This window comes from Kitasatospora sp. NPDC059747 (genome assembly GCF_042732955.1).
Lineage (GTDB): Bacteria > Actinomycetota > Actinomycetes > Streptomycetales > Streptomycetaceae > Kitasatospora.
Map to the genome: position 1 here is coordinate 1 of NZ_JBHWGV010000178.1, position 13,806 is coordinate 13,806.

Annotated in this window: 10 protein-coding genes; all 10 read right to left on the reverse strand. The window is 74.4% G+C overall.

What is annotated here, in order from left to right; all coding sequences use genetic code 11:
- Positions 1–3,809, reverse strand: a 3,809-nt coding sequence (locus tag ACFV4G_RS40595; RefSeq protein ID WP_380448149.1) for a type I polyketide synthase, incomplete at its 3' end; no start/stop codon positions are given.
- 92 nt (positions 3,810–3,901) lie between these two features.
- Positions 3,902–4,798, reverse strand: a complete 897-nt coding sequence (locus ACFV4G_RS40600) for an alpha/beta hydrolase (protein WP_380448151.1) — start codon at positions 4,796–4,798, stop codon at positions 3,902–3,904.
- Positions 4,799–4,800: 2 nt separating this feature from the next.
- Positions 4,801–4,995, reverse strand: a complete 195-nt coding sequence (locus ACFV4G_RS40605; protein ID WP_359973423.1) for a ferredoxin — start codon at positions 4,993–4,995, stop codon at positions 4,801–4,803.
- A 59-nt stretch (positions 4,996–5,054) separates the two neighbouring features.
- A complete protein-coding gene (locus tag ACFV4G_RS40610; RefSeq protein WP_380448153.1) occupies positions 5,055–6,275 on the reverse strand; it encodes a cytochrome P450 in 1,221 nt (406 codons plus the stop codon).
- Positions 6,272–7,441, reverse strand: coding sequence for an acyltransferase family protein (locus ACFV4G_RS40615; RefSeq protein WP_380448155.1), 1,170 nt, complete (start codon positions 7,439–7,441; stop codon positions 6,272–6,274). Before ACFV4G_RS40615 ends, ACFV4G_RS40610 begins: the two co-directional genes overlap by 4 nt.
- Positions 7,442–7,514: 73 nt before the next feature.
- Positions 7,515–9,131: a dipeptide ABC transporter ATP-binding protein gene (locus ACFV4G_RS40620; protein WP_380448157.1), complete on the reverse strand. Its 1,617-nt coding sequence runs from the start codon at positions 9,129–9,131 to the stop codon at positions 7,515–7,517.
- Positions 9,128–10,000, reverse strand: coding sequence for an ABC transporter permease (locus ACFV4G_RS40625; RefSeq protein ID WP_380448159.1), 873 nt, complete (start codon positions 9,998–10,000; stop codon positions 9,128–9,130). The genes ACFV4G_RS40620 and ACFV4G_RS40625 overlap by 4 nt, the downstream gene beginning before the upstream one ends.
- Positions 9,997–10,947 (reverse strand): ABC transporter permease, encoded by a 951-nt coding sequence (locus tag ACFV4G_RS40630; RefSeq protein WP_380448161.1) that lies wholly within the window; start codon positions 10,945–10,947, stop codon positions 9,997–9,999. The genes ACFV4G_RS40625 and ACFV4G_RS40630 overlap by 4 nt, the downstream gene beginning before the upstream one ends.
- A complete protein-coding gene (locus ACFV4G_RS40635) occupies positions 10,947–12,581 on the reverse strand; it encodes an ABC transporter substrate-binding protein (RefSeq protein ID WP_380448163.1) in 1,635 nt (544 codons plus the stop codon). The genes ACFV4G_RS40630 and ACFV4G_RS40635 overlap by 1 nt, the downstream gene beginning before the upstream one ends.
- A 56-nt stretch (positions 12,582–12,637) precedes the next feature.
- Positions 12,638–13,684 (reverse strand): LLM class flavin-dependent oxidoreductase, encoded by a 1,047-nt coding sequence (locus ACFV4G_RS40640; protein ID WP_380448165.1) that lies wholly within the window; start codon positions 13,682–13,684, stop codon positions 12,638–12,640.
- Positions 13,685–13,806 lie beyond the last annotated feature (122 nt).

Here is a 13,806-nt window from a genome sequence, read left to right on the forward strand (position 1 = left end):
AGGCCGACGCCTTCGGACCAGCCGGTGCCGTCGGCCGCCGCGGCGAACGGCTTGCAGCGGCCGTCGGCGGACAGTCCGCGCTGCCGGCTGAACTCCAGGAACATGCCGGGCGTCGGCATGACCGTGACGCCGCCGGCGAGTGCGAGGTCGCACTCGCCCTGCCGCAGGGCTTGGGCGGCGAGGTGCAGGGCGACGAGGGAGGAGGAGCACGCGGTGTCGACGGTGACCGCCGGGCCCTCCAGCCCGAACGTGTAGGCGATCCGGCCGGAGGCGACGCTCACGGTGCCGCCGGTCAGCAGGTAGCCGTCGAGGCCGTCGGCGGGTTCGTGCAGCCGGGCACCGTAGTCCTGCGCGGTCGCGCCGATGAAGACGCCCGACGCGCTCCCGCGCAGTCCGTCGGGTGCGATGCCGGCGCGTTCGAACGTCTCCCACGCGGTTTCCAGCAGCAGGCGCTGCTGCGGGTCCATCGCGAGGGCCTCGCGCGGGCTGATCCCGAACAGTGCGGGGTCGAACTCGCCCGCGTCGTGGAGGAATCCGCCCTTGCGGGTGTAGGACGTGCCGGGGTGGTCCGGGTCGGGGTCGTACAGCGCGGAGAGGTCCCAGCCGCGGTTGGTGGGGAAGTCGCCGATGGCGTCGGTGCCGGAGGCGACGAGCCGCCAGAGGTCCTCGGGGGAGGCGACGCCGCCCGGGTAGCGGCAGGCCATGCCGACGATCGCGATCGGGTCGTCGGCGCCGGTCCGGGAGGGGGCCGTGGCCGGCGCCGCGACGTCCGTCCGGGTGCCGGACAGCCGCTCGTGGAGCATCCCGACGACGGCCTCGGGGGTCGGGTGGTTGTAGATCAGCGCGGTCGGCAGTGTCAGCCCGGTGGCGGCCTGCAGGCGGTCGCGCAGCTCGACCCCGGCGAGCGAGTCGAAGCCGAGGTCCTTGAAGGTGCGGCCGGTGTCCACGGTGTCACCCGTGACGTGGCCGAGCACGATGGCGGTCTGGGTGCGCACGAGGTCGAGCAGTTCGACGGGCGCGGCCGGTCGGGCCGGGCGGCCCGCCGAGGCCGGGCCCGCCGGCCCGGTCTGCGGTGCCGGTGCGGGGGCCGTCGCCGGTGCGGGGGCGGTCTCGGGCGCGGGGGACGCGGCCGGGGTGTCGAGCCAGTGGCGTTCGCGCTGGAACGCGTAGGTCGGCAGGGGGACGGGACGTCCACCCCGGACGGCGGGTGACCCGGCCCAGTCCACCCGGGCGCCCCGGACGTGCGCGCCCGCGAGGGCGGCCAGCAGGGTCGTCGGTTCGGGACGGCCGCGGCGCAGCGCGGCCAGCAGCACGGGGTCGTCCTCGTCCTGGCCCGCCAGGGACTCGCGGCCCATGCCGGTGAGCACGGCGTCGGGGCCGAGTTCGAGGAACACGCCGACGCCGTTGCGGCGCAGCGTGCGGATGCCGTCGTGGAAGCGGACGGCCTCGCGGATGTGCCGCGTCCAGTACGCGGGGGAGGTGAGCTCCTCGGCGGTGGCGAGCTCGCCGGTGACGTTCGAGACCACCGGGACGCGGGGTGCGTGGAAGGTCAGTCCGGCGGCGACGCGGTGGAACTCGTCGAGGACGGGGTCCATGTGGGGGGAGTGGAAGGCGTGGCTCGTGGTGAGGCGCCGGGTGCGCCGGCCCTGGGCGGTCAGCGCTTCGGTGACGCGCAGGACGTCGGGTTCGTCGCCGGCGATGACGACGGCGCGGGGTCCGTTGACGGCGGCGAGGGAGACGCGCGCGTCGAGGAGCGGCAGCACCTCGTCCTCGGTGGCCTCGACGGCGGCCATGGCCCCGCCCGCGGGCACTGCCTGCATGAGCCGTCCGCGGGCGGCGACCAGGAGTGCGGCGTCGTCGAGCGAGAGGACTCCCGCGGCGTGGGCGGCGACGATCTCGCCGACGGAGTGGCCGGCGAGGTGGTCCGGCGTCAGGCCGAACCGTCCCACCAGGTGGTGGAGGGCGGTTTCGAGGGCGAAGAGGGCGGGTTGGGTGTAGCGGGTCTGGTGGAGGAGCGCGGCTTCGGGGGTGCCCTCGTCGGCGAAGACGATGTCGCGCAGCGGGTGGTCGAGGTGGGGGTCGAGGGCGGCGCAGGCGGCGTCGAAGGCGGCGGCGAACTCGGGGTGGGCGGCGTGGAGTTCGCGGCCCATGCCGGCGCGCTGACTGCCCTGGCCGGTGAACAGGAACGCGACGCCCGCGGGGCCGGACGCCCGCCCCCGCACGATCGCCGGATGGTCCTCGCCGGCGGCCAGCGCCTCGACGCCGCGCAGCAGCCCGGCGGGGTCGTCCGCCAGCACCACGGCGCGCTCGTCGAAGAGCGTCCTCGTGGTGGCCAGCGCATGGGCCGTGTCGACCGGGCGGGCGGTGCCGGCCCCGGGGGCCAGGTGGTCGCGGAGCCGGGCGGCCTGGGCCCGCAGGGACCGGGCGTCGCGTGCGGACAGCGGCCACGGGACGGGTCCGGCGCCGTCCGCGCCCTGTTCGGCGGCGAGAGCGGTGGCGGAGCCGGCCGGTGTGCTCACCGGGCCCGTTCCGCGCAGCTCGGCCACGCTCGCGGCATCGGCCAGCACCACGTGGCAGTTGGTGCCGCCCATGCCGAACGAGCTGACGCCCGCGACCAGCGGGAGCTCCGCCCGTGGCCACGGGCCCTGCTCGGTGCGCACCCGCAGACCGAGCTCGTCCAGGGGGATCGCCGGGTTGGGCGCGCGGAAGTTGAGGCTCGCCGGGATGCTGCCCCGCGAGATGGCCAGCGCCGTCTTCAGCAGGCCGACGAGTCCGGCGGCGCCCTCCAGGTGGCCGACGTTCGTCTTCGCCGAGCCGACGTGCAGCGCGTCGTCCGGCGTCCGGCCGCGGCCGAGCACGGCGCCCAGGGCCGCCGCCTCGACCGGGTCGCCCACCGGCGTGCCGGTGCCGTGCAGTTCGACGTACTGCACGGCGAGCGGCGGGGTGCCGGCCCGCTCGTGGGCCGTGCGCAGCACGGCCTCCTGCGCGGTCCGGTCGGGGACGGTCAGGGCGGTGGAGGCACCGTCGTTGTTGACGGCGCTGCCGAGGATCACGCAGTGCACGTGGTCGCCGTCGGCGAGCGCGCGGTCGAGGGGCTTGAGGACGACGGCGACGCCGCCCTCGCCGCGGACGTAGCCGTTGGCGCGGGCGTCGAACGTGTAGCAGCGTCCGTCGGGGGAGAGGGCGCCGAACCGGGCGCTGTCGGCACTGGATCCGGGGGAGAGGATCAGGTTGACCCCGCCGACGACGGCGAGTTCGGACTCGCCGCTGCGCAGGCTCTCGCAGGCCAGGTGGACCGCGACGAGCGACGAGGACTGTGCCGCGTCCACCGTGAGGCTCGGGCCGGTGAGGCCGAGGACGTACGAGAGCCGGTTGGCGAGGATCCCGCGGTGGAGGCCGGTCACCGCGTGGCGGTCGCCGGCGTCCTCACCGCGGCGGTGGTGCAGGGCCGCGTAGTCGTCCCAGATGGCGCTCGCGAACACCGCGGTGCGGCTGCCGGTGAGTGCGGCCGGGACGATTCCGGACTCCTCCAGCGCCTCCCAGCCGAGTTCGAGCATCAGCCGCTGCTGCGGGTCCATCGCCGCGGCCTCGCGCGGGGAGATCCCGAAGAAGGCGGCATCGAAGCGGTCGACCTCGTCGAGGAAGGCGCCACGGGCGGGGGCGGCAGCGGACCACCGGCCCGCCGGCGCCTCTCCCATCGCGTCCTCGCCGCTGCTGAGCAGCTGCCAGAACGCGGCGGGGTCGGGCGCCTTGGGCAGGCGGCAGGCGAGTCCGATGACGGCGATCGGTGCGGAGTGGTCGCTACGCATGGTCTGTGACGTGCTCCCTCGTCGACGACGACCTGGTGGCAACCACCCTCGCCAGCGGGGCTAACGACGACCTTTGCGCGTTCTAAACCCTGCTAAACCCGGCGGTCCGGGTGCAGCCCGCGGCGCAGCGTGACCAGGTGCTCGACCGCGATCCGCTGCTGGTCCTCCGGGGCCGCCGCGCCGCCGAAGGCGTGGTAGGCACCGGGGTAGTTGTGGACTTCGGTGGGCACACCCGCCTCGGCGAGCCGTAGGCCGTAGCGGAGTCCCTCGTCGCGCAGCGGGTCGAGGCCCGCCGTGGAGATGTACGCCGGTGGCAGGCCGCGGAGGTCCGCGGCGCGGGCCGGTGCGGCGTACTTCGGCGTCGTCTCCCGCCCCGCCCCGAGGTAGAGCTGCCAGCTCTCCTCGGCGAGCGGCCGGTTCCAGATGGGTGTGGCGGTGTGTTCGGCCATCGAGGGGGTGTTCAGCCGGTCGTCCAGCACCGGGGTGCTCAGGTGCTGGAAGCACAGCGCGGGGCCGCCGCGGTCGCGCGCGAGCAGGGTGAGGCCCGCGGCGAGACAGCCGCCGGAGCTCGCGCCGGCCACGGCGAGCCGGGCCGGGTCGGCGCCCAGCTCGGCCGGGTTCGCGGCGGTCCACTCCAGTGCCGCCCAGCAGTCGTCCAGACCCGCCGGGAACGGGTGCTCGGGCGCGAGCCGGTAGGCCACGGCGACCACGACGGCCGAGGCGTGCAGGGCGGCCTGCGCGGCGCCGTGGTGAGCGGCGTCCACGTTGCCGAGGACGAAGCCCCCGCCGTGGATCCAGAGCACCGCGGGCAGCGCGGCGTCCTCGGCGTCGGGCCGGTAGATCCGCACCCGCACGTCCGGGGCCCCCGGAGGGCCGGGCACGAACAGCTCGCGCACCGAGACGCCTGGTACGGCGGGCAGTTCGCCGAGCGGGCGCGGGCCGGCCCGGTGGTCGGCGATCGCGTCGGCGAGGTTTCCCGTCACGGGCATGGTCAGGCCTCCAGGGCGATCGCCTGCGACGGGCAGAGCGCGATGGTCTCGCGCAGCCGCGCTTCCTCCGCCTCCCCCTCCACCGAGGGTGTCAGCACGAGCACCGTGCCTTCCGTCGACTGGTCGAAGCGGTCGGGTGCGGACAGGACGCACTGTCCCGCGCCCAGACACCTTCCGGTGTCGGCCGTGATGCGCATTGTTCTCCTCGTTGTTCTGATCCGTCAGGTACCGCTGCCAGTCTGCAGATTGGCACTCGTCACCAGGTGACCGGCAGTTTCCAGACGCCCTGGACCCCGCCCGCCTCCTTGACCGGCAGTTCCGTCTCCGGCACGGCCAGCCGCAGACCCGGCAGCCGGCGGAAGAGCGTGGACAGGGCGATCTCCATCTCTGCCCGGGCCAGGTTCTGGCCGATGCACTGGTGGACGCCGTGGCCGAAGGAGATGTGGTGCCGGGCACCGCGGGCGACGTCGAACGACCCGGCCGCGGGGAAGGCGGCCTCGTCCCGGTTGGCGGTGGAGATGACCACGACGACCCCGTCACCGGCCTTGATGCGCTGTCCGCCCAGCTCGGTGTCGGTGGTGGCGAACCGGGCCACGCCGTCGGCGATCGCCATGTAGCGCAGCAGTTCCTCGACCGCGGTCGGCAGCACGTCCGGGTTGTCGCGCAGGGCGGCGAGCTGGTCCGGGTGCTTCAGCAGGGTGAGGACACCGAGGGCGATGGCGCTCGCGGTGGTCTCGTGGCCCGCGACGAGCAGCAGCAGTGCGATGTCCACCAGTTCGCGGTGGGAGAGCGCGCCGACGGCCAGCTGCTCGGCGATCAGGGTGTCGAGCAGCCCGTCGCCCGGTTCGCGTTCCTTGCGCCGGATCAGCTCGTCGAGGTAGGAGCTCAGCTGCGCGAAGGCGTCGGCGCTGTCCTCCAGGGTGGTGCTCCCGGTGACCACGCGCCGTGACTGCTGTTCGAAGAACGTGTGGTCGGCGTAGGGCACGCCGAGCAGCTCGCAGATGACGATCGACGGCACGGGCAGCGCGAAGTCGGGAACGAGGTCGGCCACCGGGCCCTTGGCCTCGATGGCGTCCACGAGCTCGTCGACCAGGCGCTGGATGCCGGGGCGCAGCGCCTGCACCTTCTTGACGGTGAAGGTGGAGAGCAGCATGCGCCGCTGGACGGTGTGTTCCGGCGGGTCCATGCCGATGAAGTTCTTGACCTTGCGCGCGGATTCGAAGCGCGGGGCGGTGGCCGGGTAGTCGCGGTGGACGCGGTCGGAGGAGAAGGTGGCGGCGTCGAGCAGGACCTGACGGGCCTCGGTGTGGCCGCTGACGGCCCACACCCGGCGGCCGTCGTAGAGCTCGACGGCGGAGACCGGTCCTTCCTCGCGGTACCGGTCGTAACCGGACGGCGGCTGGAAGGGGCAGCCGCGGGCCTGGGGGTACGCCGGTGGTCGGCGGTCGTCGCTCGCGGCTCGCGTGGTGTCGGTCATTCCTTGGCCTCCAGGGCGGGGACGGAAAGGGGTGTGGTGTGCGGCGCGCGGCGCTCCGCGCGAGGTGTGCTGAGCAGGCGCACGAGCGGGCTCTCGACCCAGGTGAACAGCGCGAGGGCCAGCACCAGGCAGAACGCCAGAGCCGCGACGAGCAGGGCGGCCGCGGCGGCCGTCGGCAGGCTCCGCCCCTCGACGAGCCACCGGTGCCCGTACGTGACGACGAGGCCGTGCACCATGTAGAAGGCGAAGGAGAGTTCGCCGAGCCGTACCAGGAGCCGGCCCCGGAACGGGGTCGGGGTGCCGTCGCGGTCGGCGACGGCGGCGCTCGCGACCAGCGGGGTGAGCCAGAGGGCGGCGGTGCCCGCGACGCCGTACAGGTACGGCACGGCCGAGTTGAGGGCGTAGCCGCCGACGGCGATCAGGCCGGCCGGCCACAGGCCGATCCGCGGCCACGAGCCGGACAGCACGAGCCGGGCGGCGACCATGCCGAGGACGAACTCCAGCGCCCGGACCGGCGGGAAGAAGTAGACGAACCAGATCTGCTCGAAGGAGAGCGAGCCGTCGGCGATGAAGGGCAGCGGCTGTCCGTGCAGGGTGTGCAGGCTGATCCACGGGACCGCCACGGTGCACACGGCGAGGGCTCCGGCGAGGGCCCACAGGCGCCGTACCGGCACCCGGTCGAGCAGGCGCAGGAGCCACGGGAAGCTCAGGTAGAAGAACAGTTCGCAGGAGAGTGACCAGCTGACGGCGTTCATCGTGTTGGGGACCTGGATCTGCGGCACCCACGCCTGCAGCAGGAACAGGTTGGTCAGCGTGCCCTCCGTGGTGAAGACGTCGGAGGCCGCGAGCATCAGGGCGGCGGCGATCACGAAGGTGACCAGGTGGTTCGGGTAGATCTTGACGAGCCGGCGCCGCCAGACCCGGGTCGCGGTGTCGTTCGGCCGCGCCGACCAGGTCAGGACGAAGCCGCTGAGCACGAAGAAGAAGCTCACGCCGTAGAAGCCGGCGTTGGCGAAGACGGTGCTGAGGGTGTCGCCCGCACCACCCGGGATGAACCGGGTCTGCCAGGTGGTGTGGAAGGCGAAGACGAGCAGGGCGGCGATGAACCGCATCCCGGTGAGCGAGGGCAGTCTGGTGGTTCTCGGCGGTCTCGGCGTGGCGGGCATGAGTGGCGGCCTCCGGGGCGCAAGAGTGTCCGAAATTGGCCCTTCGAGGCTTGCAGCGGCTCATTGGCCGGATCTAAAGCTGTTCTTTGGCAGCACCAAACGCCGCACGGGTGCGGCGCGGTACCGCGTCGAGCAACTCCGCGGTGTACGGGTGCGAGGGCGTCGCGAGGACCTCCTCCACCGGTCCCGACTCCACGACGCGGCCGGCGCGCATCACCATCACCCGTGTGCACACCTCCCGGACGACCGCCAGGTCGTGGGAGACGAAGAGCGTCGCCAGACCGAGGGAGTCCTGCAACTCCCGCAGCAGGTCGAGGATCTGTGCCTGGACGGACACGTCCAGCGCCGACACCGGTTCGTCGCACACGAGCACCCGGGGCCCGGGGGCGAGCGCCCGGGCGATGGCCACGCGCTGACGCTGGCCGCCGGACAGGGCGAGCGGCCGGCGCTCCAGCAGTTCCTCCGGGAGTCCCACCTGCCGCAGCAGCCGCACCGTCCGGTCGTGGCGCTCCGCGCGGGCCGTTCCCGCGGCGCCCAGGGCCTCGTCGATGATCCGGGCCACCGTCCAGCGCGGGTCGAAGGCGCTCAGCGGGTCCTGCGGGACGAGCTGGATGGCGTGCCGCCGGGCCCGCCGGGCCCGTTCGGGCAGCGTGCTCCACGGCTCGCCGTCCAGCCGCACCTCGCCGGTGTCGGGAGCCAGCAGGCCGAGGGCGATCCGGGCGAGCGTGGACTTCCCGGAGCCCGACTCGCCGACGAGGCCGAGCGCCTCGCCGGCGTGCAGGGTGAACGAGACCTGCTCCACGGCCGTCCGCCGGCTGCGTCGCGGACCCTGGTAGTGCTTGCCGACGCCCTCGGCCCGCAGCACCGGGCGGCCGGTGCCGCTGGACGGCCGGGCCGCCCGCGGGTGGCCGCCCGGCACCGCGGCCAGCAGCGAGCGGGTGTAGGCGTGGCGGGGGCGGTCGAGCACCTCGCCGACCGGGCCCGACTCGACGACGCGGCCGTCCTTCATCACCGCGACCTCGTCGGCCAGGGCCTCGACCACGGCGAGGTCGTGGCTGATCAGCAGCACGCCGGTGCCGGCCGCCTTCAACTCGCCCAGCAGTGCGAGGATCCGGGACTGCACGGCGGCGTCCAGCGCGGTCGTCGGCTCGTCGGCGATCAGGACGGCCGGGTCCGCCGCCAGGGCGGAGGCGATCAGCGCCCGCTGCCGGAGTCCGCCCGACAGCTGGTGGACGTACGCGCGGGCCCGCTCGGCCGGCTCCGGCACGCCGACCCGGGTCAGCAGATCGACCACCACCGCCCCGGCGTCGCGCCGGGGTACGGTCCGGTGGGTCAGCAACGATTCGGCGATCTCCCGGCCGACCGGGCGCAGCGGGTCGAGGGCGACCAGTGCGTCCTGGGCGACCAGCCCGATCCGCCGGCCCCGGACCGCACGCCAGTCGCGCGGCCCGAACTTCCGGGCGTCGTCCCCGCAGATGCGCAGCCGCTGCGCGGTGACGGCCGCGGTGGGCCCGGCGAGGCCCAGCAGGCTGCGGGCGAACGTGCTCTTGCCCGAGCCGGACTCGCCGACCAGGGCCAGGCACCGGCCGGCGTCCAGGCTGAGCGAGGCGCCGCGAACGGCGTGGACCTGTCCGCCCCCCGTGCCGAACCTGACGTCGAGCCCGGCCACGTCGATCAGTGGTTCCGTCATGCCGCGGACCGCCCTTCGGATCGTGCCTGTGCGTGGCGTCCCAGCACGGTGACGGTCACCACCGTGGTGACCAGCAGCAGGCCGGGGAAGAACGCGATCCACCAGGCCTGTTCGAGGAAGCCCTGGCCCTCGGTGAGCATCGCGCCCCACTCCGGCGTCGGCGGCTGGGCGCCGAGGCCGAGGTAGCTGAGCGCCGCCCCGGTGGAGACGGACGCGCCGAGGGTGACGGTCGCCAGGACGAGCAGCGGCGCGAGCGTGTTGGGCAGGACGTGCCGCAGGACGATCAGCGACCGGCGGACCCCGATCGCGACGGCGGCCTCGACGTATCCCGAGCGGCGCACCAGCAGGGCCTGGGCGCGGACCACCCGGGCGAAGCCGGGGGCGAGCCCGACCGCCACGGCGGCCGTCGCGCCCGTCACGCCCTTGCCGACGACGAGGACGACCAGGAGGGCGAGCAGCAGGCCGGGCACCGCGAGCAGCGCGTCGGCGATGCGCATCAGCAGGGCGTTCCCGAACCGGCCGGACAGCGCGGCGGCCAGGCCCCAGAGCACGGCGAGGGCCACTCCGCAGCCGGTCGCCGCGGCGCCGATCGCGAGCGAGTAGCGGGTGCCGTGCACCACCCTGGTGAAGACGTCCCGGCCGAGCTGGTCGGTGCCGAACCAGTGCTCGGAGCCCGGCGGCTGGAGCGCGTTCAGCGGATCGGTGTCGGTCGGGTTGCCGTCCGCGAACAGGGACGGGACGAGGGCGGCCAGCAGGATCAGGGCCAGCAGGGCCGCGGCGAGCAGCACGCCGGGCCGCGGCCGGACGCCCGGGACCCGTTCGGTCAGCGCCGTCAACGGGCCGGTCCGCACCGGCTGTTCGGTGGTCATGCCGCCGTCACCCCCGTTCCCTCGCGCAGCCGCGGATCGACCAGCGCGTACAGCACCTCGATCAGCGCGCCCACGGCGACGAACACCACCGCGGACAGCGCGACCACTCCCTGCACGACCGGGAGGTCGCGGCCCTCGACGGCCTGCAGGGTGACCCGGCCGATCCCGGACCTGGCGAACACGTCCTCCACGACCACCGCCCCGCCCAGCAGCGTGCCGGTGAACCAGCCGGTCAGGGTGAGCGCCGGCAGGGCGGCGTGCCGCAGCCCGTGCCGCACGCGCACGGCGGGCTCGGCGAGTCCGCGGGCCCGGGCGGTCTGCGCGAACGGCTGCTCCAGGGCCCGCAGCAGTCCCTCGCGCACGACCGGGATGAGGACCGCGGCGATCGGCAGGGCCAGTGTGGCCACCGGCAGGACGAGCGACCGCACGTCGTCGCCGTCGGAGACGGGCAGCCAGCCGAGCCGGAACGAGAAGACCGTCAGCAGGACGATCCCGAGCCAGAAGGACGGCGTGGAGACGACGACCAGCTCGATCGCGGCCGACACCCGGCGCGGCAGCCGGGAGCGGCCCGAGGTGAGCACCGCGACGGCGACCGCCAGCGCCACCGCCACCAGCGTGGCCCACAGCGCCAGTTCGGCGGTCGGCCGGAACTGTGCGGAGAGCACGGAGGAGACCGGCTGCTGCAGCTGGTAGGAGTCGCCGAGGTCGCCGTGCGCCAGCCGGAGCAGGTAGCGCAGGTACTGGACTGCCAGCGGCTGGTCGAGGCCGTAGTGGTGCCGGACCTCCGCCCGCTGCTCGTCGCCGACCAGGGAGTTCGAGCCGACGATGGCGTTCACCGGGTCGCCGGGGATCAGGTGCAGCGCCAGGAAGGCGCAGCTGGCCGCGCCCCAGACCACGAGGACGGCGCCCCCGAGCCGGGACGCGACGACGCGCAGGAGGGCGGGCATCAGCGGGCCTCCGTCCAGGCGCCGTAGAACTCGGGCCAGGCCGAGCTGCCGAGGCGCAGGCCGTGCACCTTCCGGTTCACGCCCACGGCGGCCTTCACGACGTACGCGGGCACCACGGCCGCCTGATCGAGCGCCCAGCGCTGCACCTCGGCGTAGTCCGCGGCGCGCTCGTCCGGCGACTGGGACGCCTGGGCCCGCCGGAGCCAGTCGTCGACCCCGGGGTCGGAGACCCGGGAGAAGTTGTGGCCGGTGGCCGAACCCTCGGTGGTGAGGAAGAAGTGGCTGAGCATGTCGCCGTCGGCGCGGCCCCAGGAGGTCTCGACCACGTCGTAGCGGCCCTGGGCCAGCCGTCCCGCGACCTCGGTGGCGTCGGTGGAGGCGGCCAGGTCCAGTCTGATCCCGGACTTCTTCAGATCGCCCTGGACCGCCTGTGAGAAGAGGCTCGGCTTGCCGTAGACGGGTGCGACGACGGTGAGCGTGCGGCCGTCCTTGGTGCGGTAGCCCTGGGCGTCGCGGCCGGTCCAGCCGGCCTCGTCCAGGAGCCGGCCGGCCAGCGCGCGGTCGAACGGCCAGCTCTTCTCCAGGGCGGCGTCGTAGCTGTGCGGGGTGGAGGGGGCGAGCGGGCTCCAGGCGCGCGTGCCGGTGCCCTGGAAGACGGACTTGGTGATGGCGTCGAGGTCGATGGCGCGCTGGAAGGCCGTGCGCACCCGCACGTCGGAGAAGAGCTCGCTGCGGGTGTTGAGGAAGAAGGTGTCCACCACGCCGGGGACGTCCATGGTGAGGATGCCGAGGTGGGGATCCCGGGACACCATGGGCGCCTGGTTGGCCGGGACGGCGTCGATGGCCGACACCTGGCCCGAGGTCAGCGCGCCGACCCTGGTGGTGTCCTCGGCGATGAACCGCAGCGTGAGGGAGTCGAGCATGGCCGGGCCGATGTGCCCGGCGTGCTCGGGGGCCCACTGGTAGTCGGGGTTCCTGCTGTACTGCCGCTGCTGGCCGCGCAGGTAGGCGCCGGCCTTGAAAGGGCCCGAGCCCACCGAGTCGGTGCCGGAGCACAACTTGTCCGTGCCGGCCTTGAGCGAGGCCGGCGAGGCGATGCCCAGGTACGTGGTGCTGAGGGCCTGCAGGAAGGGTGCGTAGGGGCGCTCGAAGCGCACCTCCAGCTGGTACTTCCCGGTGACGGTGGTCCCCTGGTACGGGCCGAGCAGGCCCGCGGCGTACTGGGAGCGGGTCTCCTTGGCCGTGATGTGGTCGAAGTTGGCCTTCACCGCCTCGGCGTCGAGCGGTGTGCCGTCGTGGAAGGTCACGTCCTGGCGGAGGGTGAAGGTGTAGACCTCGCCGTCCTCGCTCGTGCGCCAGGACTGCGCGAGCCAGGGTTCCAGCTCGCCGTCCGGGGTCTGGTAGACCAACGAGTCGAACACCGGCCGCTGGACGAAGGCCGTCACGTCCTGGGCGCTGGTGTGCGGGTCCCAGCAGTCCGGCTCCTTCTTCACCGCGTACGTCAGGTGGCCGCCGGTGCGCGGCCCGGAGCCGCCCGGCGTGCCGTCGGCGCCGGGGCCGCAGGCCTGGGCGCCGACGAGCACGAGAACGGACAGCAGCACGGCTTCGAGCGGGGCGGTGCGGCGCGAACGCATTCGAACTCCGGGGCGGCTGGCGGACTCTGGACCGTGCACGACTCTCTCGGGGATCTCTAAAGCCGAACTGAAACACCCTCGGTGCCGGCCCCGGGCCGCACCGCGGCCGCGGCCTCGGCGAGGAGCTCGAAGGAGCGCAGCCGCTCGCCCTGGTCGGGCACGATGGTCAGCGCCATCAGCTCGTCCGCGCCGGTGCGCGCCACCAGCGCGGTGAGCTTCTCGCGGACCGTCTCCGGGCCGCCGACCAGCTGGGGCTCGACCAGATCGTCCAGGAACTGCCGCTCGGCCGGGGAGAACACGTGCGCGGCGGTCTCCCGCGCGGACGGGAAGGCGTCGAAGCGCGGCACCATGCGCATCCGTATCTTGCCGAGGAGGTAAGGTGCGGCCGCGGCCCGGGCCGCGGCGTCGGTCTCGGCCACGGTGACCAGCGCGGCGACCAGGGTGCGGGGCCGGTCGAGGTGGGCGGAGGGCCGGAAGGACCTGCGGTACAGCTCCAGGGCGTGCGCCGCGGCGTGCGGGTTGATCTGGTGGGCGAAGGCGTACGGCAGGCCGAGCGCGCCGGCCGCCTGGGCGCTCGACGGGCTGGAGCCCAGCATCCACAGGTCCGGGCGGCCGTCGGCGGCGGGCACCGCGACGATGCCGGAGTCGGGGGAGCCGGGCGCGAAGTACCCGTCGAGCTCGGCTATCTGGTGCGCGAAGTCGTCCTGGCCCAGCTCGGGCACCCGGCGCAGCGCGCGGGCGGTGAGCGGGTCGGTGCCGGGCGCGCGCCCGAGGCCGAGGTCGATCCGGCCCGGGTGCAGGGCCTCCAGCGTGCCGAACTGCTCGGCCACGACCAGCGGTGCGTGGTTGGGCAGCAGCACGCCGCCCGATCCGACCTTGAGGGTGGTGGTGACCGCGGCGAGGCTGCCGACGAGGACCCCCGGTGCCGAGGTGGCGAGGCTCGGGGTGTTGTGGTGCTCGGCGACCCAGTAGCGCAGGTAGCCGAGCGCCTCGACCTTGGGGGCGAGGGCCACGGTGTCGCGCAGCGCCTGGGTCGCGGTCCCGCCGGCGAAGACGGGCACGACGTCGAGGACGGACAGGGGGATTCCGGCGAGCTTGCTCATGGGTTCTCCACAGGTGGTCGACGGCCCGCAAGGGCCGGGTGTGGCCGGTGGTTCCGGTTCCCCGGGGCGGGGGGGCGGGGGCGGGGGGCGGGGGGGCCCGGGGGGGGGGGGGGGCTGGGCTC

What these genes read in the sequence shown, in the direction of transcription:
- ACFV4G_RS40615 (WP_380448155.1), bottom strand. Translation starts at nt 7,441, where the DNA reads ATGCCCGCCACGCCGAGACCGCCGAGAACCACCAGACTGCCCTCGCTC.
- ACFV4G_RS40640 (WP_380448165.1), bottom strand. Translation starts at nt 13,684, where the DNA reads ATGAGCAAGCTCGCCGGAATCCCCCTGTCCGTCCTCGACGTCGTGCCC.
- ACFV4G_RS40635 (WP_380448163.1), bottom strand. Translation starts at nt 12,581, where the DNA reads ATGCGTTCGCGCCGCACCGCCCCGCTCGAAGCCGTGCTGCTGTCCGTT.
- ACFV4G_RS40610 (WP_380448153.1), bottom strand. Translation starts at nt 6,275, where the DNA reads ATGACCGACACCACGCGAGCCGCGAGCGACGACCGCCGACCACCGGCG.
- ACFV4G_RS40600 (WP_380448151.1), bottom strand. Translation starts at nt 4,798, where the DNA reads ATGCCCGTGACGGGAAACCTCGCCGACGCGATCGCCGACCACCGGGCC.
- ACFV4G_RS40620 (WP_380448157.1), bottom strand. Translation starts at nt 9,131, where the DNA reads ATGACGGAACCACTGATCGACGTGGCCGGGCTCGACGTCAGGTTCGGC.
- ACFV4G_RS40605 (WP_359973423.1), bottom strand. Translation starts at nt 4,995, where the DNA reads ATGCGCATCACGGCCGACACCGGAAGGTGTCTGGGCGCGGGACAGTGC.
- ACFV4G_RS40625 (WP_380448159.1), bottom strand. Translation starts at nt 10,000, where the DNA reads ATGACCACCGAACAGCCGGTGCGGACCGGCCCGTTGACGGCGCTGACC.
- ACFV4G_RS40630 (WP_380448161.1), bottom strand. Translation starts at nt 10,947, where the DNA reads ATGCCCGCCCTCCTGCGCGTCGTCGCGTCCCGGCTCGGGGGCGCCGTC.